The sequence below is a fragment of the Mycolicibacterium austroafricanum genome (genome assembly GCF_902705885.1).
Lineage (GTDB): Bacteria > Actinomycetota > Actinomycetes > Mycobacteriales > Mycobacteriaceae > Mycobacterium > Mycobacterium vanbaalenii_A.
On record NZ_CACSIP010000024.1, the window covers coordinates 50081 to 74301 of the forward strand.

General features: G+C 68.4%; 23 protein-coding genes. 16 read left to right on the forward strand and 7 right to left on the reverse strand.

The window, feature by feature from the left end:
- The first annotated feature begins 85 nt into the window (after positions 1-85).
- From BEMPMBAN_RS17270 to BEMPMBAN_RS17310, 9 genes are read left to right on the forward strand one after another with little or no spacing between them, the layout of a single operon-like run.
- Complete coding sequence (locus BEMPMBAN_RS17270; RefSeq protein WP_159232252.1) at positions 86-973, forward strand: class II fructose-bisphosphate aldolase; 888 nt, start codon at positions 86-88, stop codon at positions 971-973.
- A complete protein-coding gene (locus BEMPMBAN_RS17275) occupies positions 970-2295 on the forward strand; it encodes a D-tagatose-bisphosphate aldolase, class II, non-catalytic subunit (RefSeq protein ID WP_159232254.1) in 1326 nt (441 codons plus the stop codon). The genes BEMPMBAN_RS17270 and BEMPMBAN_RS17275 overlap by 4 nt, the downstream gene beginning before the upstream one ends.
- The gene (locus tag BEMPMBAN_RS17280) at positions 2292-3428 is read left to right on the forward strand and encodes an SIS domain-containing protein (protein WP_159232256.1); all 1137 of its coding nucleotides are present in this window, start codon (positions 2292-2294) and stop codon (positions 3426-3428) included. The genes BEMPMBAN_RS17275 and BEMPMBAN_RS17280 overlap by 4 nt, the downstream gene beginning before the upstream one ends.
- Complete coding sequence (locus BEMPMBAN_RS17285; RefSeq protein ID WP_159232258.1) at positions 3428-4426, forward strand: N-acetylglucosamine kinase; 999 nt, start codon at positions 3428-3430, stop codon at positions 4424-4426. The genes BEMPMBAN_RS17280 and BEMPMBAN_RS17285 overlap by 1 nt, the downstream gene beginning before the upstream one ends.
- 58 nt (positions 4427-4484) lie before the next feature.
- A complete protein-coding gene (melA, locus tag BEMPMBAN_RS17290; protein ID WP_159232260.1) occupies positions 4485-5813 on the forward strand; it encodes an alpha-galactosidase in 1329 nt (442 codons plus the stop codon).
- Positions 5814-5825: 12 nt separating this feature from the next.
- Positions 5826-7103: an ABC transporter substrate-binding protein gene (locus tag BEMPMBAN_RS17295; RefSeq protein ID WP_159232262.1), complete on the forward strand. Its 1278-nt coding sequence runs from the start codon at positions 5826-5828 to the stop codon at positions 7101-7103.
- Positions 7104-7112: 9 nt separating this feature from the next.
- Complete coding sequence (locus BEMPMBAN_RS17300) at positions 7113-7991, forward strand: carbohydrate ABC transporter permease (RefSeq protein WP_234897535.1); 879 nt, start codon at positions 7113-7115, stop codon at positions 7989-7991.
- The gene (locus tag BEMPMBAN_RS17305) at positions 7988-8890 is read left to right on the forward strand and encodes a carbohydrate ABC transporter permease (protein ID WP_159232264.1); all 903 of its coding nucleotides are present in this window, start codon (positions 7988-7990) and stop codon (positions 8888-8890) included. The genes BEMPMBAN_RS17300 and BEMPMBAN_RS17305 overlap by 4 nt, the downstream gene beginning before the upstream one ends.
- Positions 8891-8894: 4 nt before the next feature.
- A complete protein-coding gene (locus tag BEMPMBAN_RS17310; RefSeq protein WP_159232265.1) occupies positions 8895-10001 on the forward strand; it encodes an ABC transporter ATP-binding protein in 1107 nt (368 codons plus the stop codon).
- A gap of 6 nt (positions 10002-10007) precedes the next feature.
- Here the strand turns inward: BEMPMBAN_RS17310 and BEMPMBAN_RS17315 are convergent, their stop codons facing one another.
- On the reverse strand, positions 10008-10364 hold the full coding sequence (locus tag BEMPMBAN_RS17315) for a hypothetical protein (protein ID WP_159232267.1): 357 nt from the start codon (positions 10362-10364) through the stop codon (positions 10008-10010).
- Positions 10365-10514: 150 nt separating this feature from the next.
- Positions 10515-11642: a GGDEF domain-containing protein gene (locus tag BEMPMBAN_RS17320; protein ID WP_159232276.1), complete on the reverse strand. Its 1128-nt coding sequence runs from the start codon at positions 11640-11642 to the stop codon at positions 10515-10517.
- A 165-nt stretch (positions 11643-11807) separates the two neighbouring features.
- On the opposite strand from BEMPMBAN_RS17320, the gene BEMPMBAN_RS17325 reads away from it, so the two are divergent.
- Positions 11808-13589, forward strand: coding sequence for an SLC13 family permease (locus BEMPMBAN_RS17325; protein ID WP_159232278.1), 1782 nt, complete (start codon positions 11808-11810; stop codon positions 13587-13589).
- An 18-nt stretch (positions 13590-13607) separates the two neighbouring features.
- Here BEMPMBAN_RS17325 and BEMPMBAN_RS17330 read toward each other — a convergent pair whose 3' ends face one another.
- Complete coding sequence (locus BEMPMBAN_RS17330) at positions 13608-14021, reverse strand: SufE family protein (protein WP_200846020.1); 414 nt, start codon at positions 14019-14021, stop codon at positions 13608-13610.
- A complete protein-coding gene (locus BEMPMBAN_RS17335) occupies positions 14018-14911 on the reverse strand; it encodes a sulfurtransferase (RefSeq protein ID WP_159232280.1) in 894 nt (297 codons plus the stop codon). Before BEMPMBAN_RS17335 ends, BEMPMBAN_RS17330 begins: the two co-directional genes overlap by 4 nt.
- A gap of 272 nt (positions 14912-15183) precedes the next feature.
- On the opposite strand from BEMPMBAN_RS17335, the gene BEMPMBAN_RS17340 reads away from it, so the two are divergent.
- The 3 genes from BEMPMBAN_RS17340 to BEMPMBAN_RS17350 all read left to right on the forward strand — a co-directional run bounded on the left by BEMPMBAN_RS17340 (position 15184) and on the right by BEMPMBAN_RS17350 (position 19037).
- A complete protein-coding gene (locus BEMPMBAN_RS17340; protein WP_159232283.1) occupies positions 15184-16563 on the forward strand; it encodes an MFS transporter in 1380 nt (459 codons plus the stop codon).
- Complete coding sequence (locus tag BEMPMBAN_RS17345; RefSeq protein ID WP_159232284.1) at positions 16560-18026, forward strand: NAD-dependent succinate-semialdehyde dehydrogenase; 1467 nt, start codon at positions 16560-16562, stop codon at positions 18024-18026. The genes BEMPMBAN_RS17340 and BEMPMBAN_RS17345 overlap by 4 nt, the downstream gene beginning before the upstream one ends.
- Positions 18027-18185: 159 nt before the next feature.
- Positions 18186-19037, forward strand: a complete 852-nt coding sequence (locus tag BEMPMBAN_RS17350) for a type IV toxin-antitoxin system AbiEi family antitoxin (RefSeq protein WP_159232287.1) — start codon at positions 18186-18188, stop codon at positions 19035-19037.
- 7 nt (positions 19038-19044) lie between these two features.
- Here the strand turns inward: BEMPMBAN_RS17350 and BEMPMBAN_RS17355 are convergent, their stop codons facing one another.
- From BEMPMBAN_RS17355 to BEMPMBAN_RS17365, 3 genes are all read right to left on the reverse strand, one after another.
- Entirely contained in the window at positions 19045-19710 is a 666-nt protein-coding gene (locus BEMPMBAN_RS17355) for a GntR family transcriptional regulator (RefSeq protein ID WP_159232288.1), read from the reverse strand.
- On the reverse strand, positions 19707-20426 hold the full coding sequence (locus BEMPMBAN_RS17360) for a maleate cis-trans isomerase family protein (RefSeq protein WP_200846021.1): 720 nt from the start codon (positions 20424-20426) through the stop codon (positions 19707-19709). The genes BEMPMBAN_RS17355 and BEMPMBAN_RS17360 overlap by 4 nt, the downstream gene beginning before the upstream one ends.
- An 83-nt stretch (positions 20427-20509) precedes the next feature.
- Positions 20510-21232: a maleate cis-trans isomerase family protein gene (locus BEMPMBAN_RS17365; protein WP_234897536.1), complete on the reverse strand. Its 723-nt coding sequence runs from the start codon at positions 21230-21232 to the stop codon at positions 20510-20512.
- Between the two features lie 81 nt (positions 21233-21313).
- On the opposite strand from BEMPMBAN_RS17365, the gene BEMPMBAN_RS17370 reads away from it, so the two are divergent.
- The 3 genes from BEMPMBAN_RS17370 to BEMPMBAN_RS17380 are packed head-to-tail and all read left to right on the forward strand — an operon-like array spanning position 21314 to position 24206.
- A complete protein-coding gene (locus BEMPMBAN_RS17370) occupies positions 21314-22294 on the forward strand; it encodes a D-2-hydroxyacid dehydrogenase (RefSeq protein WP_234897537.1) in 981 nt (326 codons plus the stop codon).
- Positions 22291-23703 carry an amidase gene (locus BEMPMBAN_RS17375; RefSeq protein WP_159232291.1) on the forward strand — a complete coding sequence of 471 codons (1413 nt, stop codon included), beginning with the start codon at positions 22291-22293 and terminating at the stop codon, positions 23701-23703. Before BEMPMBAN_RS17370 ends, BEMPMBAN_RS17375 begins: the two co-directional genes overlap by 4 nt.
- The gene (locus tag BEMPMBAN_RS17380) at positions 23700-24206 is read left to right on the forward strand and encodes a DUF3830 family protein (RefSeq protein ID WP_159232293.1); all 507 of its coding nucleotides are present in this window, start codon (positions 23700-23702) and stop codon (positions 24204-24206) included. Before BEMPMBAN_RS17375 ends, BEMPMBAN_RS17380 begins: the two co-directional genes overlap by 4 nt.
- Positions 24207-24221: the final 15 nt, after the last annotated feature.

The window sequence follows — 24221 nt, forward strand, 5'->3', positions numbered from 1 at the left end:
GTCCGTTTCGTATTGCGCGCTGTGAGCGAGCTTCTCATGCTCGACTGATGTTCCACACGTCACATCCCCGGCAGCGGATGACCCGATGACCCTGGCCGCCACCGCCGACATCGTCTCCTTGGCGACCGCGAGGGACACCGCCGTCCTCGCGTTCAACGCCATCACTGTCGAGCACGCCGAAGGCATTGCCGAGGGGGTGGAACGTGCCGGCGCCACCGCACTGATCCAGATCAGCGAGAACACGGTCCGCTTCCATGGCGGCCGGATCGCGCCACTGGCGACGGCGTGCGCGCGGATCGCGGCGCAGTCCAGCGTGGCTCTGGCGGTACACCTCGATCACCTCCAGGACGCCGCTCTGATCGACGAAGCGCTGGCGACCGCAGCCGATCTCGGCGTCAGCTCGATCATGATCGACGCGGCCCACCTGTCCTACCGCGACAACGTCGAGGCGACCCGGGCGTGCGCCGACCGCGCGCACACCGCCGGGTTGTGGGTGGAGGCCGAGCTCGGCGAGGTCGGCGGCAAGGGGGACAAGGCGCTCGGCGCCCATGCGCCGGGGGTGCGCACCCGCCCCGACGAAGCGGCTGCTTTCGTCGCGGCGACCGGGGTCGACGGACTCGCCGTGGCCGTCGGCAGCACGCATGCGATGACCACCCGGGACGCCCACCTCGACGTCGAGCTGATCCGCGACCTCGCCGCGATCATCCCGATTCCCCTTGTCCTGCACGGTTCCTCGGGGGTGCCCGACGACCAGCTCCAGGCCGCCGCGCGGGCGGGCATCCGCAAGATCAACGTCGGCACCGCGCTGAACCTGGCTTACACCGGCGCCGTCCGGACCGTCCTCGATGCCCACCTGGACGTGTCGGACCCCCGCAAGTACCTGGCCGCCGGGCGTGCGGCCATCGGCGACACCGTGGCCGGGTTGTGCCGGGTCGTGGCCATTGCCTCACCGGCTGCGATGGAGGCGCGATGACGTCCGCTGCGCCCGCCCTGCGACGGGTCGACCGGTTGGCCGACACGGTCGCCCGGCACAAGGCCGGCGAACCCGTCGGCGTCTACTCGGTGTGCTCGGCGCACCCCACGGTGCTGCAGGCGGCCATCACGCAGGCGGCCGCCGACGACGGCTACGTGTTGATCGAGGCCACCTCGAACCAGGTCGACCAGTTCGGTGGCTACACCGGGCTGCGGCCGGCGCAGTTCCGGGATCTGGTTCTCGGCATCGCCGACGAGAACGGGTTCGCGCGAGACCGCGTCGTGCTAGGTGGCGACCATCTCGGGCCCAACCGCTGGCAACACGAGCCATCAGATGTGGCGCTGAGGCACGCCGAGGATCTGATCGCCGCCTACGTCGAGGCGGGGTACACCAAGATCCATCTGGACTGCAGCATGCGCTGTGCGGACGACCCCGAGGTGCTGCCCGACGCGACGGTGGCGAGCCGCAGCGCCCGGCTGCTGCAGGTCGCCGAGAACGCCGCTCACCGCATCGGCGCCGACGGCCCGGCGTACGTCATCGGCACCGAGGTGCCCGTGCCCGGCGGCGCGCACGAGACGCTGGACCGTCTGACCCCGACACCGGCGGACCGCGCGCGGGCCACCATCGCCGCACACCGCGCGGCGTTCGCCGAGGTGGGTCTGGACCACGTCTGGCCGCGGGTGATGGCGCTGGTGGTGCAGCCCGGCGTGGAGTTCGACCATCTGCAGGTGATCGACTACGAGCACCACGCCACCGCCGAACTGCGCGGTGTTCTCGCCGCCGAGAACACCCTGGTCTTCGAAGCGCACTCCACCGACTACCAACGTCCGGCGCAGTTGCGCGAACTCGTCGAAGACCACTGGGCCGTGCTCAAGGTCGGACCGGGCTTGACGTTTGCGATGCGCGAGGCGCTGTTCGCGCTGGCGCTGATCGAGACCGAACTCGTCGCCCGACCCTCCCGGTCGAACCTGATCGAGGTCGTCGAGCGCAGGATGCTTGCCAAGCCACGGTACTGGCAGAGCTACTACGAAGGGGACCCTGTGGTGCAGCGCACCGCGCGCCGGTACAGCTACAGCGACCGGCTGCGCTACTACTGGGCCGACGACGAGGTCGACGCCGCCCGGCGGATGCTGCTGTCCAACCTGGACCGTGTCGGCATCCCGCTGCCGCTGATCAGCCAGTTCCTGCCGCTGCAGTACGAGCGCATCCGTGCCGGCGAACTCGACGCCGACGCGCAGGCCCTGGTGGTCGACCGCGTCCGTGACGCGCTGCGCCCGTACGCGACCGCGTGCCGCGCGCTGACCCCCGGAGGTGAACAGTGACCAGCAATACCACGGTGCCCGCCCAACAAGACGGTGGCGCAACGATTCTCGAGATCGGTCAGCAGCCCGACGCCTGGCGGGAGGTGGCCGGCCGCTCCGATGAGCAGGCCGCTGCGTTCCTGGGCGAGCTGCTCCGGCGCCCCGATCTGCGGGTCGTCCTGACCGGCGCGGGCAGTTCGGCTTTCGCGGGGGAGATCGCGGCCCCGGCGCTGCGCCGCCAGCTGCGCCGTCGGGTCGACGCGATCGCCACCACCAGCATCGTCGCCAACCCGCTCGACCATCTGCAGCGCGGTGTTCCGACGCTGCTGGTGTCCTTCGCCCGCTCCGGGAACAGCCCGGAGAGCCTGGCCGCCACCGCGCTCGCCGACTCGATCGTCGACGAGGTGTGGCATCTGGTGCTCACCTGCGACCCGGACGGCAAGCTGGGCCGGGCGCACAGCGGCCGCGCCGACTCGCTGGTCGTGTACATGCCCGAGCGCACCAACGACTCCGGCTTCGCGATGACCTCGAGCCTGACCTCGATGTTGTTGACGTGCCTGATGCTTCTGGGGCCGGCGGTGCCCGCCGACGCCGAGGCGCTCGCCGGCGCCGCGGAACACGTGGTGGGCTTGCAGTCCGACATCCGGGCGCTGGCGCAGACCAGCAGACAGCGCTTCGTGTACCTCGGCAGTGGGCCGTTGGAGGGGCTGGCACGCGAATCTGCGCTCAAACTGCTGGAATTGACCGCCGGTGAGGTGTTCACCTATTTCGAGTCCCCGCTGGGATTCCGGCACGGACCCAAGTCCGTGCTCGACGCGGACACCACGGTGGTGGTGTACGTCTCGACCGATCCGTACACCCGTCGCTACGACCTCGACATCATCGCCGAGCTTCGCGCACAGCTGGGCCGCGACGCGGTCACCGTCATCAGCGCCGAGCCGATCCCGGCGGAGCTGGGGCCGGCGGTGGTCATCCCCGGTCTGTACGGCCTGCCCGACGCCCTCGTAGCCCTCAGCTATCTGGTGTTCGCCCAGTATCTGGCGCTGTTCACCGCGCTGAAACACGGTAAGACACCGGACAACCCGTTCCCGTACGGTGAGGTCAGCCGCGTGGTGCGGGGCGTGACCATCTATCCGATGAACGGCGGTGTGTGATGCCCGCCCACTATCTCGGAGTCGACGGCGGCGGCTCGAAGACGGCGTTCGCCCTCCTCGATGACACCGGCCGGGTCCTGGCCCGCGTCACCACCAAGACGTCCTACTACTTCAACGAGGGCATCGAGGTCGTCGAAAACGTTCTGGCGCAGGGTGTCAGGGACATCTGCGGCCAGGCCGGACTCGCCACTTCCGACATCGACGCGGCGTTTTTCGGGCTCCCCGGGTACGGCGAGGCCAGCGCCGATATCGCGGCGCTCGACGCGGTGCCGGCGCGGGTCCTCGGGCACGATCGTTACAGCTGCGACAACGACATGGTCTGTGGCTGGGCCGGATCGCTGGCCGGACAGGACGGCATCAACGTCATCAGCGGCACCGGGTCGATGACCTACGGCGAACGCCGCGGCGTCGGGCACCGGGTCGGCGGCTGGGGTGAGCTCTTCGGCGACGAAGGATCGGCGTACTGGGTTGCCGCGCATGGTCTCAACGCGTTCAGCCGGATGAGCGACGGCAGGTCGGCCCGCGGCCCGCTGCACGGTCTGCTCAAGGAGCGGCTGAACATCGACAGCGACCTCGATGCCATCAGCCTGGTGATCGGGACCTGGGGCGGAAGCCGCGGCGCCATCGCCGCGCTGGCCACCACGGTGTGCGACGCCGCCCGAAGCGGCGACGAGACCGCTGCGCAGATCCTCGCCGATGCGGCCGCAGAACTCGTCGCGCTGGTCGAAACCACCCGGATCCTCGTCGGTTTCACCGACCGGGAAACGGTTCCGGTGTCGTACTCGGGCGGCATGTTTTCCGACGCGGACTTCCTGGAGCGCTTCCAGACAGCACTGCGCGACCTGCCCGCCACCTATGACCTCCGGCGACCCCTGCTGGATCCGGCTGTCGGGGCGGCGCTCTACGCCGCCAAACAGAGCGGCCATCCGTTGACCGATGACGCCGTGGCGCAACTCGCGAACGCCACAACAACATCCGAAGAGGTGAGAACACCATGACAGATGCGACGTCCACGGTGCTGGTACCCGGTGTCCCGGCTGTTGACGGGAACCGTCGGTGAAACCCACGATCGTCATCATCGGTGCGGGCAGCGTCGAGTTCACCCGCGAACTGCTCGGCGACATCCTGTCGTTCCCCGAACTCGGCGCGGTGCGGGTGGTGCTGCACGACATCGACGCCGAGCGACTCGAGACGGCCGAGGCGATCACCCGCGCCACCGCCCGCGCGGCCGGCGCACACCCTGAGGTTCTCGCCACCACCGACCGCCGCCGTGCCCTCGACGGCGCCGACTACGTGATCAACGTGATTCAGGTCGGCATGCACGACGCGACGGTGCGCGACTTCGAGATCCCCGCGAAGTACGGACTGAACCAGACCATCGGCGACACCATCGGTATCGGCGGGATCTTCCGCGGGCTGCGGACCTTCCCGGTGCTGGCCGGCATCGCGGCCGACATGGCGCAGGTCTGCCCGGACGCGTGGCTGCTGAACTACACCAACCCGATGGCGATGAACGTCAGCTACCTGCATCATGTGGCGCCCCGGCTCAAGGTGCTGGGGCTTTGCCATTCGGTGTACTGGACCATGGTCGGGCTGTGCGAGCTCATCGACGTTCCCTACGAAGACATTTCGTACTGGTCTGCCGGCGTCAACCATCAGGCCTGGGTGCTGCGCTGGGAGCGTGGCGGCCAGAACCTGTACCCGCTGCTTGACCAGCGCATCGCCGCCGACCCGGAGTTGCGCCGCCGGGTGCGGGTCGACATGTACCGGCGGCTGGGTTACTACCCCACCGAGACCAGCGAACACAGCAGCGAGTACGTGCCGTGGTATCTGCATGACCCCGACGAGGTGGCCCGGCTGCGGCTCAACATCGGGGAGTACGTGGCCATCAGCGAGGCGAACATGACCGAGTACGGCCGTGTGCGAGCGCAACTGGCCGACACCGAGTCGCTGCCCATCGACACCGGTTCCACCGAGTACGCGCCGCAGGTGATCCATTCGCTGGAGACCGGGACCAGGCGGGTCATCTCCGCCAACGTCGTCAACGACGGTCTGATCACGAATCTGCCCGACGGGGTGGCGGTCGAGGTTCCGACGGTGCTCGACGCGCTGGGCGCGCACCCGATGAAGGTGGGCGACCTGCCGCCGCAATGTGCCGCGCTCAACCGCGGTTTCCTCGGCCCGGTGGACCTGACGGTCCGCGCCGCGGTCAACGGTGATCCCCGCCTGGTGCGCGCGGCGGCCATGGTCGACCCGAACACCGCCGCCACGCTGAGCGTCGACCGGATCTGGGATCTGTGCGACGAGTTGACCGCCGCGCACGGCGACCTGCTGCCCGAACCGCTGCGCTCACCTGCCTCAGCCCACCCAGATGTCGTCAACTAAGGAGTGTCCACTGTGATTCGACGCCGGCTCTGCATCGTATTGGTTGCCGTCCTCGCGCTTGTGTTGTCCGCGTGTGGGGGTGGCGGTTCGTCGTCGGGCACCACCGAGATCGCGGTGTGGCACGGCTACCAGGACACCGAGGGGGAGGTGTTCACGAGCCTGATCGAGCAGTACAACGCCGAACACCCCGAGGTCAAGATCAACGACCTGTACTCCAGCAACGACCTGGTGCTGCAGAAGGTGCTGACCGCGGTGCGCGGCGGCAGCGCCCCCGACGTGGCCTACATGTTCGGATCGTGGTCACCGAACATCGCCCAGATCCCCCAGGTAGTCGACATGGCCGACGAAGTCTCCCAAGAGGATTGGAATTGGGACGACTTCTACCCGGCCGAGCGGCAGGCGGCCACCGTCGGGGACAAGATCGTCGGCGTGCCGGCGCTGGTGGACAACCTCGCGATCGTCTACAACAAGACGCTGTTCGCCGAGGCCGGGATCGCACCGCCCACCCCGGAGTGGACGTGGGACGACTTCCGGTCCGCAGCGGCGAAGCTGACCGATCCGTCGACGGGGCAGTACGGCTGGCTCATCCCCGCCGACGGCAGCGAAGACACGGTGTGGCACTACCTTCCGATGCTGTGGGAGGCCGGTGGTGACATCCTCTCGCCCGACAACAAGAGCGCGGTGTTCAATTCGGAGGCGGGTGTCGAGGCGCTGACGGTGCTGCAGCAGATGGCGGTCACCGACAAGTCGCTCTACCTCGACACCACCAACGAGAACGGTCCGAAACTGATGAACAGTGGCAAGGTGGCGATGCTGATCACCGGGCCATGGGATCTCAGCCAGCTCTCCGACATCGACTACGGCGTGCAGGTGATGCCCACCTTCGCAGGTTCCAGCGGCGGCCATCAGACGATCGCCGGTCCGGACAACTGGGTGATCTTCGACAACGGCGACGAAAAGAAGCAGGCGGCGATCGATTTCGTCAAGTGGCTCTCGGCACCCGAACAGGTCAAGACGTTCTCGCTGGGCACCGGCGACCTGCCCATCCGCGCCTCGGTCGGCAAGGACCAGGAGGTGCTGACCACGCTGAACGACAACGTGCCCGGCACTGCGACATTCGTCGAGAACCTGAGCAACGTCGAGAAGGTGCGGCCCACCGTCGAGCAGTACCCTGAGATCTCCGACGCGCTCGGACAGGCGATCGTCGCGGTCATGCTCGGCAAGGACGAACCCGCGGCGGCGCTGAACACCGCCGCAGAGGCCGCAGACGCCGCACTGGCCGGCAAATAGGGGATGCCGATGCGCGTCAGAGGCTCGGAAACCGCGGCGGGGTGGGCGCTGATCAGCCCCGCCGTGGTGCTGATCGGCATCTTCGGTCTGCTGCCGGTGCTGATGTCGCTGCAACTGTCGTTCCAGCAGTCCGACCTGCTGAGCCCTCAGACGCCGTGGGTGGGGCTGGAGAACTACCGGAAGATGGCCGACGATCCGGTCTTCGTCGACGCGATCAAGCACACCATCGTCTACACCGCGCTGTTCGTACCCGGGACCATGCTGGTCGGGTTGCTCGTCGCCGCGGCGTTGAACCGCTCGGTGCGGTTCATCTCCGTCTACCGCACCGCCGCGTACATCACCATGGCGGTGTCGACGATCTCGCAGGGCATCATCTTCCTGTGGCTGACCGACCGCGACTACGGTCTGGTCAACGCGGCGCTCAACGCCGTGGGGGCGCCGTCACAACCGTTCCTGTCGTCCCCGGGCCAAGCGCTGTACGTGATCGTGGCGATGACGGTCTGGGGCTGGACCGGCTTCTCGGTGATCGTGTACCTGGCGGCGCTGCAGGGAGTCCCCGCGGAACTGCACGAGGCGGCGGCGATCGACGGGGCGCGCCCGTTCACCCGCTTCCGCACTATCACCGTGCCGCTGCTGGGTCCGGCGAACATCTTCCTGCTGGTCTGGCTGACCATCAACGCGCTGCAGCTGTTCGACGAGGTGTACGCCACCACGCGCGGTGGGCCGCTGCGCGCCACCACCGTGATCGTCTACTACCTGTGGGATCAGGCGTTCGTGAAGTTCGACGCCGGCTACGCCGCCGCGATGGCCTACGCGTTGTTCGTGGTGATCCTGGTGATCACTGCTCTCCAGTTCCGGCTGGCCCGCCGATATGTGCACAACGCATGACCACCACCGAGTCGCCGCCCGTCACAACCGCGCCACCGCAGGCACCGCCACGGCGACGGGGCTGGCGGCTGCCCTTCAGCCCGTGGCACCTGCTGTTGATCCCGCTGACGTTCCTGCTCGTCGTCCCGCTGCTGTGGATGCTGATCACCTCGTTGTTGACAGAGGGGGAGGCCAACCGATTTCCGCCGGTGTTGTGGCCGGCGCAGCCGCGATTCGAGAACTACTCCGACGCGTGGGCCGCGGCGCCGTTCGGGCACTTCTTCCTCAACAGCACACTGGTGACGCTGGTGGTGCTGGTCAGCAATCTGGTCGTCTGCAGCCTGGCGGGCTACGCCTTCGCCCGCATCCGGTTCCTGGGCCGCACCGCGCTTTTCGTGACGCTGATGGCGACGCTGATGGTGCCGTTCCAGGTCACGATGATCCCGGTGTTCCTGATCGTGAAGTGGTTCGGTGACAACGTCTGGGAAGTGCTGGGTATCAACCACATCGGCGCGCTGATGTTGCCCAACCTGGCAACGGCGTTCGGGATCTTCTTTCTGCGCCAGTTCTTCCTGACCGTGCCCGTCGAACTCGAGGAGGCCGCCCGGGTGGACGGCACGTCGCGGATCGGCGTGCTGTTCAAGATCGTGCTGCCGCTGTCGCTGCCGGCGATGTCGACGTTGGCGGCTCTGACGGTGCTGACGTCCTGGAACGACTTCCTGTGGCCGCTGATCGTGATCACCTCGCAGGACCAGATGACGGTTCCGCTGGGCCTGAGTTATTTCCAGGGCGCACATCGGGTCAACTGGCCGTTGCTGATGGCGGCGAACGTCATGAGCCTGTTGCCGATGCTGCTCGTGTTCGTGGGCGCGCAGCGCTATTTTGTCCAGTCGGTGGCCAGCACCGGGATCAAGGGGTAATACGTTGGCAGAAGTAGAGTTCCGCGACGTCACCCGCCGCTACCCCGGCGGGGTCACCGCACTGAAGGGGCTGGATCTGACGGTGGCGGACGGGGAGTTCCTGATCCTGGTCGGTCCGTCGGGCTGCGGCAAGAGCACCGCGCTGCGGTTGCTGGCGGGCCTGGACAAGCCGACCTCCGGGGACATCCGCATCGGGGGCAGGGTGGTCACCGGGCTGGCGCCGGGGCAGCGTGACATTGCGATGGTGTTCCAGAACTATGCGCTCTATCCGCACATGACGGTGTTCCGCAACCTCGCCTACGGTCTGCGGCAGCGCCGCATCCCGCGCGCCGAGATCGACCGCCGGGTCCGCGAGACGGCCGCACTGCTGCAGATCGACGAACTGCTCGACCGTAAACCCGGGCAACTCTCCGGTGGCCAGCGTCAGCGGGTGGCCATGGGACGTGCGCTGGTGCGCAAACCGCAGGCGTTCCTGCTCGACGAGCCGCTGTCGAATCTGGATGCGAAACTGCGCAATCAGGTCCGCGGCGACCTCAAGCGCCTGCATCGCGAAACGCGGGTCACCTCGATCTACGTCACCCACGACCAGGTGGAGGCGATGACGCTGGGGGACCGGCTGTGTGTGATGGCCGGCGGTGAGGTGCAGCAGATCGGCACCACCGACGACGTCTACCACCGCCCGGCCAACACGTTCGTCGCCGCGTTCATGGGCAGTCCGCCGATGAACCTGCTGACCGCGGAGGTCCGCGCCGGGGTGCTGCACATCGGTGCCGCCGCGCTCACCGCGGCGCCGTGCGCGGACGGCCCCGTAACCGCGGGGGTGCGCCCGGAACATCTCCAACTGCGCGAGGTCTGCGCCGAGGGCATGCTGCCGGCGCGGGTCGACGTGGTGGAACCGCTGGGCAGCCACGTGCTGGTGACGGCGCTGGTGGACGTCGGCGGGGACTCGGCGGGCGCACCGACTGCGACGCCGGTCATCGTGCAGGCCCCCGCGGGCACCCAGTTGGAGTCCGGCGCCCGCATCGGTCTGGTGCTGCCGCCGGAGCGCACCTACTTCTTCGACAGCCAGTCGGGCGTCGCCCTGCCCAGCCGCGAGCGCATCTCGCTGTAGAAGGCGCTAGCGCAGGCCGCCGCGAATGCCGTGGTGCCAACCGCTACGGAAGTTGTCCGCACGCGGGACCCGAGGCCGGACCGGCACGGCCCGCATCGATTCCCTGACCTCGCCGTGGGCGTGCACGTCACCGATGTCGGTGCCGCGGACTTCACCCCACGTCGCGTCGTGCCGGACCCCGCCTGAGGTGGTCGATGAGGATTGGCGGCTGCTCACCCGGGGGTCTGCGCCGAAGTCGGTGACGTCGGCGTTGGCGGTCGCGCTGCCCAGGCCGATGAAGGCGGCCGAGGCCGCCGTGGCAATCGCGCCGACCCCACCCAACTTCTTCAGCATGCGATTGCGGTCCGCGGTGGTCTTGGCCATTTCTGGGAGTCTCCTGAATCGTCGCTGGCAGAATGCTTTGATCACCTGGTTGCTATGCACCGTAACAGCTCGGGCCGCCGTAGGTTTGTGTTCCCCACGAAAACGCTTGTCAGGACAGGTTTTTGACGCGGCTACCGCAGGCAGTGGCGTCTATTGAGGCGTTTCGCCGTGCATGCGCTCGACGTCGGGGGCGCGGCGCGGGGCTTCCAGCGGCCCGTGATGGTGCACCTGGTTGCCGCCGGCGCGTTTGGCGGTGTACATCGCGACGTCGGCTTCGACGGTGAGCCAGTGCAGTGAGTCGACGATGGTGCCGCTGTTCAGGGCGGCGGCTTCGACAGCGGCGGTGCCGACGCTTCCGGTCAGGCCGTAGCCCGTCGTCGTGATGGCCTCGCGGGCCTGCTCGCCGAGGCTCTCCGCGACCGGGGTGGCGATGATGTCGGCGGCCAGGAACTCCTCTCCACCCACCCGGCCCACGATCGCCGATTCCGGCAGCGTCGTGCACAGGGCGCGGCCGACGGCGACCAGGGCGTCGTCACCGGTGCTGTGGCCGTAGGCGTCGTTGAGCGCCTTGAACCGGTCGAGGTCGATCATCGCGAAGGCGAGGTAGCTGCCGGCGGGTTGGCCGTCGAGCACTGTCGCGACGACGGCGCGCTGGAACGAGCGCCGGTTGAACAGCCCGGTGAGCGGGTCGCGGTCGGACTTGATCAAGTCGATTCCCAGCGCGTGCACCATGACCTGGATGGCCAGCGGGACACCGGCATTGAGTTCGATGACGAGGAAAAACATGGTCAGCGCCAGCACCAGCTCGCCCTGGGTGGCCAGCTCCGCCACATGCACCGCGGCGACGACCAGTGCGACCGCCAGGTTGGCGGCGACCAGCGGTGCCGAGTGGAAGAACGCGAAGTATCCGCCGGATACCGCGAGCGCGGCGCAGGCCATCAAACCGATCTGCGGGTCGGCGGCGGCCCAGCTGCCGAGTCCGATGCTCAGGCAGATGAACGACGCGAAACCGATGGACTGGATGCGGGTGGGCCACCGGGTGAGCCAGAGCACGCAGTAGCTGAGCCCGGCCACTCCCGCGATCACCGCCACGGGAATCAGTAGCGCGAGATTCGCGGGGACTGGACTCCAGAACGCGTTGGCGGGGACGAGCGCTCCGGAGGCCGCGACCACTGCCATCAGGATCTGGGCCGACCGGGTGAAGCCACGGGCGTGCATGTAGCTCGACAGCCAGTCGTACTGGTCCGGGTGCCGCCACCAGCTCCGGATCGCCCCCATCAAGCCCCCGCTCGTCCCCTCAGCCGCGCCGCTGAGCGTGGTCAGAGCCTAACCGGGCGGCGGTCTCACGTCTGGCAGAGGCGAGAATGTGTGCTCTCGGGAGTACGGTGATGCCCCGAGCGGTGCTGGCTTCTGCTCGTTGGCGGCCCGAACAATAGGGGGATAGTGACCGTTGACGCGTGGGTGACGCTGGCCGTCGTCGGCGTCACCGTCGTTGTGCTGATTCTCGACCGATTCAATCCGTCGTTGGTGATGGGCGGCGCGGTCCTGGCGCTGTACGTCTCGGGGGTCATCGATTCCGGGCAGCTGTTGGCGGGCGTGGCGAACGAGTCCCTGGCCATCGTCGCCGCACTGTACGTGCTGGCCGGGGCGGCCGATATCACCGGCGCGTTCGACGGTGTGACGTCCAAACTCCTAGGTGGCGCCGACCGCGCCAAACCGCGGGCCGAGTTGCTGCGTGTGTGCGGCCCGTCGGCGGGAGTGTCGGCGTTCATCGCGAACACCCCGCTGGTGGCGATGCTCGCTCCTCGGGTGGTTCGTTGGTGTCGGCGCACGGGGCGCTCGCCATCGCTGTATTTGATGCCGCTGAGCTACGCGGTCATTCTCGGCGGCTCGATGACGATGATCGGCACGTCGGTCAACTTGTTCGTCAACGACCTCATCGACTCCGCCGGTCTGGGCCGCCTGGGGGTGTTCTCGATCATCGGGGTCGGACTTCCGTTGACGATCGGCTGCGTGCTTCTCATGGTGTTGTTGGGGCCGCGGCTGCTCAAAGACCGCAGCACGCCGGGTGAAGCCCTGGCCGGCAACGAGCGGGAGTTCACCGTGGAGATGACCATCGCCGCCGACAGCGCGCTTGCCGGTGCGACGGTCGCCGAGGCCGGGTTGCGCAACCTCGAGGGAGTGTTCCTCGTCGAGGTGGAACGTGCCGAGCGGGTGATCGCGGCGATCGGACCCGACGAACCTCTGGCGGTGGGCGACCGGTTGGTGTTCGTCGGGAATATCGCCCGCGTGCTGGACCTGCAGAACATGAACGGACTGACCTCGGCCGAGGCCCGCCATTTCGACGACCTGGCCCGCAATCCGCAGCGCCAGTTCGTCGAAGCTGTCATCGGTGTCAATTCACCGCTGGTCGGCTCGAGTTTGAAGGCGGCGGGGTTCCGCAGCCGGTACGGCTCGGCGGTGGTCGCGATTCATCGCGCCAGCCAACAGCTGTCCGGCAAGCTCGGTGATGTCCGGCTGCGAGCCGGTGACGTCCTGCTGGTGTTGGCCGGGCCCGATTTCGCTCAGCAGTACCGCGAGCACCGCGACTTCGCGGTGGTCGCGCCGCTGAACCAAGACAGGCCGATCCGGCGCGAACGCACCAGGGTGGTCGAGGTGAGTGTCGCTGCGCTGATCGTGCTGGCCGGAACCGGGTTGTTGGACCTGCTCAAAGCGTCGCTGCTCATCGCGTTCGCGCTCATCGTCACGCGAGTCGTGACCCTCGACGATGCGCGCCGCTTCATCAACACCAATGTCCTGCTGCTGATGGCGACCAGCTTCGCGCTGGGGCTGGCCGTGGATGAGAGCGGACTGGCCGCCACGCTGGCCAACCTGGTGGTGGGTGCGGCGGCACCGCTGGGCAGTTTCGGACTGTTGGCAGCGGTGCTGGCGGCCACCATGGTGGTGACCGAGGTGATCTCCAACCTGGCCGCGGCAGCGCTGATGTTCCCGATCGCGATCGCGGTCGCGGAGCAGGCCGACTTGAACGCCATGCCGTTCGCCGTGGTGGTGATCTTCGGTGCGAGTCTGTCGTTCCTCACCCCGATCGGCTACCAGACCAACACGATGGTGTGGGCGATGGGCGGCTACCGGTACACGGACTTCGCCCGGCTGGGCGTGCCGCTGACGCTGCTGGTCCTTGTGGCAACTCCGGCGTTGGTGCCGATCTTCTTCCCGTTTCACTGAGCTGGGCGGGTGACGCGGCTACCGCAGGTGGCGTTTGATCCGCGACAGCATCGCTGACATGCCGCGTAGCCGCAGCGGGCTGATCAGCGTCGCCAACCCCAGGTCGGTGTAGAAGTCGTCGGGCACGGCCAGGATGTCGGTGGCGGACTGCCCGTCGAGGCCGACGGCCAGGATCGAGGCGAAGCCCCGGGTGGTCGGCGCTTCGGCGGGCGCGCTGAAGAACAGCCGGACCCGGTCGCGGTCCTCGGCGTCGACGTGCAGGAACAGCGGTGACTGGCATTCGGGCACCGGCTCCATCGCCGCCTCTTCGAGATCGGCGGGCAGGTCGGGGAGGTCATTGGCGAACTCCAGCAGCATGGCCAACTTGTCCTGGCCTTCGACCTCTTTGAAGTCGGAGACCACCTCGGCCAGTGCCGCGGGCATCCCGCTCATGCCGTGGGGGCCTCGCCCGGTTCTTCCCCGACCGCGACGGGCACCCGCACGGCGTTGCCCCACTCGGTCCACGAACCGTCGTAGTTGCGCACGCCGGGCAGGCCGAGCAGATGGGTCAGCACGAACCAGGTGTGGCTGGAGCGTTCCCCGATGCGGCAGTACACGACCGTCTTGTTCTCGGGGCTGAGGAAGCCGTACAGCTCGTCGAGCTCGGCGCGGCTGCGGAACCTGCCGTTGTCCAGCGCGGCCTTCGCCCACGGGATCGACACCGCGGTCGGGATGTGGCCGCCGCGCAGCGCGCCCTCTTCGGGGTAGTCGGGCATGTGGGTGCGCTCGCCGGTGAACTCCTGCGGGGAGCGCACGTCGATCAGCGGCTGTTCACCGAGAACGCCGAGGACGTCGTCCTTGAAGGCGCGGATGGGGGCGTCGTCGCGTTCGACGACGGGGTAGCCGGTGCTCTGCTTGCTCGGCACGTCCAGCGTGGTGTCGCGGCCGTCGGAGATCCACAGGTTGCGCCCGCCGTCGAGCAGTCGGACGTCGGGGTGGCCGAACAGCGTGAACACCCACAGCGCGTAGGCGGCCCACCAGTTGCTCTTGTCGCCGTAGATGACGACGGTGTCGTCGCGGGCGATGCCTTTGCGGTCCATCAGCGCGGCGAACTGCTCGCCGTTGATGTAGTCGCGCACCTGGGCGTCGTTGAGGTCGGTGTGCCAGTCGATCTTGACCGCGCCGGGGATGTGGCCGGTGTCGTAGAGCAGCACGTCCTCGTCGGATTCGACGATGGCCAGGCCCGGCCGGCCCAGGTTTCCGGACAACCAGTCGGCGGTGACCAGCCGTTCCGGGTGGGCGTAGGACTGCAGGGCGGGGTTCGGATCTGGAGGTAGCGGCACGGATTCCAGCCTACCGTCGGGCCTGGTTGGCACGGACAGGTCATCGGACGGTTTCAAATGTGATCTTGTGGGTACGCGTCCGAAGTCCCGGTGGACTTGGGGCCGGGGAGTTAACAACCAAATAACAGGAATGCCTTGCTGTCACTCGTGGACGGTGATTAACGTCGGATTGTCAACAAAGCTACAAGTTCGCGAGTGTGCCCGAAAAGTTCGGTGGCAAACTGCTGCGCCGGTGCAGCCGTCCGACATCGTCCCTGACTTGAGGAGCCCCGATGAGCAGCCCCGACCAGCCCGCCACCGCTGAGCCCGCTGATCAACCTCCCGAGGTGTTGAAGAAGGCCATCGCGGCCTCGGCCATCGGCAACGCCACCGAATGGTTCGACTACGGGCTCTACGCCTACGGCGTCACCTACATCTCCGCGGCCATCTTCCCCGGCGACGCCGAGACCGCCACATTGTTCGCGCTGATGACGTTCGCGGTGTCGTTTCTGGTGCGTCCGCTGGGCGGGTTCGTGTGGGGCCCGCTCGGTGACCGCCTCGGCCGCCGGCAGATCCTGGCGATCACGATCGTGCTGATGGCCAGTGCCACCTTCTGCGTCGGCCTGGTGCCCACCTACGACATGGTCGGGTTCTGGGCCCCGACGCTGATGATCGTTCTGCGGATGATCCAGGGCTTCTCCACCGGCGGCGAGTATGGCGGCGCCGCGACGTTCATGGCCGAATACGCGCCGCCGCGCCGTCGCGGTTTTTTGGGCAGCTTCCTGGAATTCGGCACGCTGGCCGGTTTCTCCGCCGGCGCGCTGATGATGCTGGGCTTTTCGGCGGTGCTGTCCGACGAGCAGATGGGCAGCTGGGGCTGGCGGCTGCCGTTCCTGATCGCCGCCCCGCTCGGCCTGGTCGGCATCTACCTGAGGATGAAGCTCGAGGACACCCCGGTCTTCAAGGAGCTCGAGGAGCAGGGCAAGGAAGAGGAATCGGTCGGTTCGGAGTTCAAGGATCTGATCACCCGCTACTGGGCGCCGATCCTGAAGCTGGGTGGTCTCGTGGTGGCGCTCAACGTCGTCAACTACACGCTGCTGAGCTACATGCCGACCTATCTGGAGCTGTCCATCGGGCTGTCCACCAACTTCTCGCTGGTGGTGCCGATCATCGGCATGCTGGCGATGATGGTGTTCGTGCCGTTCGCCGGGCATCTGTCCGACCGGGTCGGCAGGAAACCGCTGTGGTGGGTGTCGTTGATCGGGTTGTTCGTGGCCGTGGTCCCGATGTTCATGTTGATGTCCACCGGTGTGGTGGGCGCGATCATCGGCTTCGCGGTGCTGGGTCTGCTGTATGTGCCTCAGCTGGCGACGATTTCGGCGATGTTCCCGGCCATGTTCCCCACCCAGGTGCGGTTCGCGGGTTTCGCGATCGCCTACAACGTGTCGACGTCGATCTTCGGCGGCACCGCACCGGCGGTCAACGAGTGGCTGGTCGGCGAGTCCGGCAACAACCTGTGGCCGGCGTTCTACATGATGGGCGCGGTGGTCGTCGGCGCGATCGCGTTGTCGCGGGTGCCCGAGACCACCCGCTGCCCGATCAACGGCACCGAGATCCCCGGCACGCCAGGAGCGCCGCCGCAGCTGGAGCTCGCCGGGGCGGGTAGCCGGTGACCGATCGCGATGAGGCCCGGCTTGTCGACGCCGTCGACAAGCGACTGTTCATCGACGGCAAGTGGGTCGACGCCACCGACGGGCGCACGTCCGACGTGCTGGACCCGGCGACGGGGGCGACGCTGTGCGCGGTCGCCGACGCTGCGCCGCAGGACGGGCGGGCGGCGCTGAACGCCGCGGTGGCCGCCCAGCCCGCGTTCGCCGCGATGGCGCCGCGGGAGCGCGCCGACATCCTGACCCGCGCGTTCGCGCTGCTGCACGAGCGTGTTGACGACCTGGCATTGTTGATGACGCTGGAGATGGGCAAGCCGCTGGCCGAGTCTCGCGGTGAAATCGCCTATGCCGCAGAGTTCTTCCGGCATTTCGCGGAAGAGGCGGTGCGCATCGACGGCGGCTATCAGACCGCACCGGCCGGCGGAGCGCGGTTCCTGGTGGCCCGGCAACCGGTCGGGCCGTGCCTGCTGATCACCCCGTGGAACTTCCCGATGGCGATGGGCACCCGCAAGCTGGGCCCGGCGATCGCCGCCGGGTGCACCAGCGTGATCAAGCCGGCGCCGCAGACGCCGTTGTCGATGCTGGCGCTGATGGACATTCTGGCCGAGGCCGGGTTGCCCGCCGGGGCGGTCAACTGCATCAGCACCACCGAGGCGGGCGCGGTGCTGGAGCCGATGATCCGGTCGGGGCTGGCGCGCAAGCTGTCGTTCACCGGGTCGACGCAGGTGGGCCGGATCCTGCTGGAGCAGTGCGCGGAGAAGGTGCTGCGGACGTCGATGGAACTCGGTGGCAACGCGCCGTTCCTGGTGTTCTCCGACGCCGATCTCGACGAGGCCGTCGAGGGCGCCATGGCCGCCAAGATGCGCAACATGGGGGAGGCGTGCACCGCGGCCAACCGGATCTACGTGCAGTCCTCGATCATCGACGAGTTCGGCCGTCGGTTGGCCGCCCGAATGGCGGAGTTGCCGGTCGGCCGGGGGACCGAGGACGGGGTGCGGGTCGGACCGCTGATCGACGACGCCGCCCTGCGCAAGGTGCAGACGCTGGTCGCCGACGCCGTGGAGCGCGGCGCCACCGTGCTGACGGGAGGTTCGGCGCCCGGTGGCCCGGGGTTCTTCTACCCGCCGACGGTGCTGACCGGCGTGGCCCGGGACGCGCAGATGAGCGATCAGGAGATCTTCGGCCCCGTCGCGCCGCTGTCGGCGTTCGACACCGAGGAGGAGGCGGTAGCAGCCGCCAACGACACCGAATTCGGTTTGGTCTCTTATGTTTTCACTAATGACCTGCGCCGGGCACTGCGGGTGGCCGAGGCGCTGGAGACCGGGATGGTGGGCTTGAACCAGGGCGTGGTGTCCAATCCGGCGGCGCCGTTCGGCGGGATGAAATCCTCTGGCCTCGGCCGCGAGGGCGGTTCGGTGGGCATCGACGAGTTCCTGGAGACGAAGTACATCGGCATCAAGATGAGCTGAGCGGGCGCCGGTGTCCCGCCTAGTGTCCGTTTGTGTTGTTGTGCGCAAAATCGACGTCACGGCTGCGGTTTCCCCAATCCGGTGTTGATTCACAGCCTTGAAGTAGATCTCGGCCACAGCACCGGAAACGTGTCTGTGGCACCGAACACCATGGCGCACATGCACAAACCGATCATCGGCAGCGAAGCCCTCGCGTCCGGCACGCTGACTCGCGGTGCGCTGCGCTGGAACTACACCGCGATACTCCCCGACGTCTACATCCACCGCGACGCGCAGATCGATTGGTACGCCAGGGCGATGGCCGCCTGGCTGTGGACCGGCCGCCGGGGAGTCCTGGCCGGCAGAACCGCTGCCACGCTGTACGGCGTGCGGCCGGTCGACGAGACCGCGCCGATCGAGGTCATCGCCCCGCCGCGACGGCGCAGGCCCGGTCTTGTGGTGCGGAACGAACGCATCGAGCCGGACGAGGTGAACCGTGACGGGCTGGCCCGGACAACGCCGGCGCGGACCGCGCTCGACCTCGCCCGGCGCCTGCCGCGCGACGAGGCCGTCGTCCTCCTCGACAAGCTCAGTGCGGTCACCGACGTCACGGCTGCCGACGTCGCCCCACTCCGAGCCCGCTACCGGCGCGCCCGCGGCATGGGGTCCGCAGCCGGGGAGGCGATCACGCTGATGGACGGCGGCTCCCGGTCGAAGGAGGAGACCCTGCTGCGGTTGACGCTGATGGACAGTTACCTGCCACCTCCGAGCACCAGCATCTTTGTCGAGGACGACTTCTGGAACGCGATCACCGGCGAAGAGACATGGGGCGTCGTCGTCGCCTTGGGCTGGCCCGACGCCAAGGTCGGGGTGGAGTGGGCCGCACACCGTCGCAGCCTCGTTCCCGATGTCCAGTTCCGTGAACTGCTCCGCCAAAAGGGTTGGGTGCTGATCGAAGTGATGCCGCAACACACCCGCGCCCACACGATCAACCGGTGTTGGGAAGCGCTGCGGCGTCGCGGCCGCGTCTGACCCGGCCCTAAGCCCCGACGGCCTCGTCCTGGTCGATCAGCCGGGCCAGCGCATCGTCCATGTGCGCCACCAGCAGCTCGTCGGTGCGGTCGCGGTCCCCGGAGCGGATCGCCGTCGCGAGAATGCGGTGCTCCTCTTCGCGGTAGTCGGACTTGGCGTAGCTCTCGGCCAGGGCGTGGATGCACATCCGGGTCTCGGTGATGAACGTCAGATGCATCCGGGCCAGCCGCGGACTCCCGGACAGTTCCACCAGCCGCTCGTGGAACGCGATGTCCAGCTCGCTGGCCTCGGCCGAGGTGATGGCCCGTCCCATCTGGTCCACGATCGCCAGCAGCGCGTCCCCGGCCTTGGTGTAACCGCCGTCGTCGAGGATCTTGCGGGCCGCGGCACGTTCGACGGCCCCGCGGGCCAGGTACATGTCGCTGACCTCCTCGGGGGTCATGTCGCTGACGAAGATGCCGCGGTTGCGGATCGCGACCAGCAGCCCCTCCTGGGTCAGGCGCTGCATGCCCTCGCGCAGCGGGCCACGGCTGNCCCCGAGCTGGCGGGCCAGTTCCGCCTCGCCCAGTTGGGCGCCCGGCTCCAGCTCGCCGTGGCCGATCGCGGCCCGCAGTCTGTCGGCGATGATGCTCGGCGTCGTCTCCTGCACCAGCGGGCCGATGTAGCTCGTCATCGGGCACCTCCGAACAGCGCGCCCAGCCCGGGTAAGGCCGGAACCGGCCCCAGCAGCTCCAGGCCTTTCCACACCGTCACCTGGTTGGCGGTCAGCACCGGTTTGCCGACCGCGGCCTCCAGCTCCTCGATGATCGCCAGCGTGTGCATCGCGGTGTCGGGCACCAGCACCGCCTCGGCATCGGGGTGATCGGCGGCGGTCACCATCGCGACCACCTGGGACGGTTCCAGCGTGCCGACCTCGGCCGCGGTCACGATGCCGTGGCTGCCCATCGACACCACAGTCACCCCGCCGTCGGACAGGAAGCCGACGAAGTGCTGGGCCACGTCGTCGGGGTAGGACGCCGCGATCGCGACCTTGCGAATGCCGAGGTGGCGCAGCGCGTCGACGAACGCAAAAGACGTGGACGACGCCGGCACCCCGGCCGCGGCGGCCACCGCCGACACCTGCTCGGCGGCGCCCTCCATGCCGAACACGAAGCTGCCCGACGTGCAGGCCCACATCACCGCGTCGGGCTTCTGCGGCGCCAGTTGCGCGGCGCCATCGGCCAGTCGGGTGTTGCTGCCGAGGTCGAGCAGCGCGTCGACGCGGTGGGCGTCCTCACCGACCGACGTGATCACCACCGGCAGGCGCACCGCGCCGGCGATCCGGTCCTCTAGTGCGGGGAAGTCGTCCTCGGCGCTGTGACCGGGATAGAGCAGACCGACCGTCGGCATGCGGCCCTCCTTGGCTGATACCGAAATGAGTGGATTGTCAACAATGTTAACGTCCGCGACATCGCCAGGGAACGCGACCCCGTTCAGCGCTCCATCAACTGCTGGCCCGGCCCGACAGCCTTGCGGCCGATCAGGCCCAGCGCCATCCACATCGTCACCTGGTTGGCGGTCAGCACGGGCTTGCGCAGTTCCCCCTCCAGGCGGGCGATCACGTCGTAGGTCGGCATGTTCGTGCAACTGATGAACACGGCCTCTGCCTGGTCGTTGTCGGTGTCGCGGACCAGTTGGGCGGTGACGTCGTGGGGCACCGTCCAGATGTCGGAGATCAGCCCCAGGCCGGTCGCGGCGGTGACCTCGATGCCCGCCTCGCCGAGGAAGGCCGTCAAGCCCACGGTCAGGTCCGCGGTGTACGGCGTGGCCGTCGCGATCCGGGTGATCCCCATGTAGCGCAGCGCCTCGAGCAGGGCGCCGCTGGTGGTCAGCGCCGCGGGCGAGCCGGCGGCCACCATGGAAGCCACCAGCGCCTGCTCGGCCATCGTGCCCCCGACGAAGCTGCCCGACGTACACGCATAGGCGGTGACCAGCGGCGATATCGCCGAAATGTCGATCACGCTCTGCGCGGCGGTCTCCGGATCGGAGATGTGCATCGCCATCTCCATCGTCGCCGCCATCGGGGCGAACGGCATCCGCGTCATGTGCAGGCTGACGTCGTCGGGCAACCATCGCCAAAGCTCCCGGTCAAGAGCGAAATCGTAGGGAACAACGACTCCGATCCCGGCCTGCTGCAGAGGTGGCGAGGGGTTCATTTGCACAGTGTGAGGCTGAGGTGCCTCCCCCGCAAGTCTGATTGTTGACAATCCGACGGTCGGGTTCCTAGCCTCGTCCCCGTGCCTGGAACTCGACCGGTGGTGGCGGTGCTGTGCGCAACGGCGGATGACCGACCCCCCGGGATCGAGGATCTGGACGTTGAGCTGCGGTTTTGTGCAGCCGACGGGCTCGCTGAGGCGGTCCGTGGAGCCCAAGGTCTGCTGCTGTGGGACTTCTTCTCGACCGCGGTCCGCGACGTCTGGTCCGAGGCGGGAAATTTACAGTGGATTCACATCACCGCCGCGGGTGTCGACACGTTGCTGTTCGACGAACTGCGGGCCTCCGACGTGGTGGTGACCAACGCCCGCGGGGTGTTCGACCGGCCGCTGGCCGAGTACGTGCTGGGCGCGGTGATCGCGCACGCCAAGGACAGCCGCACCAGCTTCGACTTGCAGCGCCGCCACCAGTGGCGCCACCGCGAGACGCGCAGCATCACCGGCGCCACCGCGCTGGTGGTCGGCACCGGCGGCATCGGCCGCGAGATCGCCAAGCTGCTGCGCGCGGCCGGGCTGACGGTGCGCGGCGCCGGACGCCGGCCCGTCGCCGACGATCCCGACTTCGGTGAGGTCGTCGACAGCGCCGACCTGGCCGTGCACGCCGGGTGGTGTGATCACCTGATCTTGGCCGCCCCGCTGACGGCGGCCACCCACGGCCTGGTGGAGGCGACGGTGCTGGCCGCGATGAAACCGGACGCGCATCTGGTGAACATCGCCCGGGGGCCGATGGTCGACGAGGCCGCGCTGCTGGCGGCGCTGACGCAACACCAGATCGGGGGAGCGACGCTCGACGTGTTCGACACCGAACCGCTGCCGGCCGATCACCCGCTGTGGGACGCGCCGAACGTGACGATCACCGCGCACATGTCCGCCGACGTCGTCGGCTGGCGTGACGAGTTGGCCGCCCAGTTCGCCGCCAACGCCCGCCGCTGGCTGGCCGGGGAGCCCCTGCACAATGTGGTGGACAAGCAACTGGGCTACATACCGGGCGGGGTGGGGAAATGATCTTCGAGGCCACCGAGCTGATCGAGGGCTATCGGGACAAGACCATCTCACCGGTAGAGGCCACGCTCGCCGCGTTCGACGCCATCGAGGCCTACAACCAGGACGTCAACGCGTTCGTCATGGTGGACGTCGAGGGGGCGCTGGCGGCGGCCGAGGCGTCGGCGGCCCGCTGGTACGCCGGGGAGCCGCTGGGCCCGGGCGACGGGGTGCCGACGTCGATCAAGGACGTGTTCCTGACGCGGGGCTGGCCGACGCTGCGGGGCAGCGCGCTGATCGACGCGGCGGGGCCGTGGGACGAGGACTCCCCGTGTGTGGCGCGGCTGCGCGAGACCGGGGCGGTCCTGCTGGGCAAGACGACGTCCCCGGAGTATGCGTGGAAGGGCGTCACCGACTCGCTGACGTTCGGGCCCACCGGCAATCCGTGGGATCCGGCGGTGACGGCGGGCGGGTCCAGTGGCGGCAGCGCGTCGGCGGTCGGGCTGGGGATGGGGCCGTGGTCGGTGGGCACCGACGGCGGCGGCTCGGTGCGGATCCCGGCGGCCTTCACCGGGACGGTCGCGCTGAAGCCGACGTTCGGGCTGATCCCGCACTATCCGGCCAGCCCGTTCGGCACGCTGGCGCATTCCGGTCCGATGACGCGGACGGTGCGCGACACCGCGGCGCTGCTCGACGTGATCACCGGGTTCGACGCCCGGGACTGGGCGGCGATGCCGACGCCGACAGGTTCGTTCCTGGACGGGCTCGACGGCGGGGTGGCCGGGCTGCGGGTCGGTTTCTCGTCGAACCTCGGCTTCGTCCGCAACGATCCGGAGGTCGACGCCGCGGTGCGTGCGGCGGTGGCGGTGCTGGCCGACGCCGGCGCGGTGGTCGAGGAGGTCGACCCGGGGTTCACCGACCCGGTGGACGCGTTCCATGTGCTGTGGTTCTCGGGGGAGGCCAAAGTGCTGGAGGTCTACGGTGAGTTGGCGGCGCTGGCGGGCCGGGCCGATCCTGGGCTGCTGCGCACCGCGCAGATCGGGGCGAGCCTCTCGGCGTCGGACTACCTGGACGCCATCGCGGTGCGAATGCAGTTGGGGCAGTTGATGGGTCGCTTCCACCAGAGCTACGACGTGCTGGTGACGCCGACGCTGCCGCTGCCGGCGTTCCCGGTCGGCCAGGATGTGCCCGACGGCTCGTCGTCGCCGGACTGGACGAGTTGGACGCCGTACACGTATCCGTTCAACATGACCCAGCAGCCCGCGCTGAGCGTGCCGTGCGGGTTCACCACCGCCGGGCTGCCGGTGGGCCTGCAGATCGTCGGGGCCCGGCACGCGGATGCGCTGGTGCTGCGGGTGGGGCAGGCTTACCAGTCGGCCACCGACTGGCACCGGCGCATGCCGACACTGATGACGCAGAAGGAGCACCGTTGAGCAGGTTGATCACCGTCTCGTTGGACAAGCGCGGCGTGACGTGCACGGCCCGGATGCTCGACGAGCAGGCGCCACGCACGTGCGCGGCGGTGTGGGATGCGCTGGCAGACGGGCCGTTGTCCTCGCAGGTGTTCCATGGCAAGTACGCCCGCAACGAGATCTACACGCTGTTGCCGGCGTTCACTGCGGCCGATCCGGGCAAAGAGAACACCACGGTGACGCCGATCCCCGGGGACCTGTGCTGGTTCTCGTTCGACTCCGACGACCTGGGCAACCCGGCCTACGGGTACGAGAACAGCACCGGCACCGGGACCACCGGCGCGATCGTCGACCTCGCGTTGTTCTACGGCCGCAACAACCTGCTGATCAACGGGGACCAGGGCTGGATCCCCGGCAACGTGTTCGGCGAGATCGTCGAGGGCCTCGAGGAGATGGCGGCCGCCTGCCAGGACCTGTGGATGGGCGGGGTGCGCGGGGAGACGCTGAGCTTTCAGCGGGCGTGAACCACTGTCGGCAGT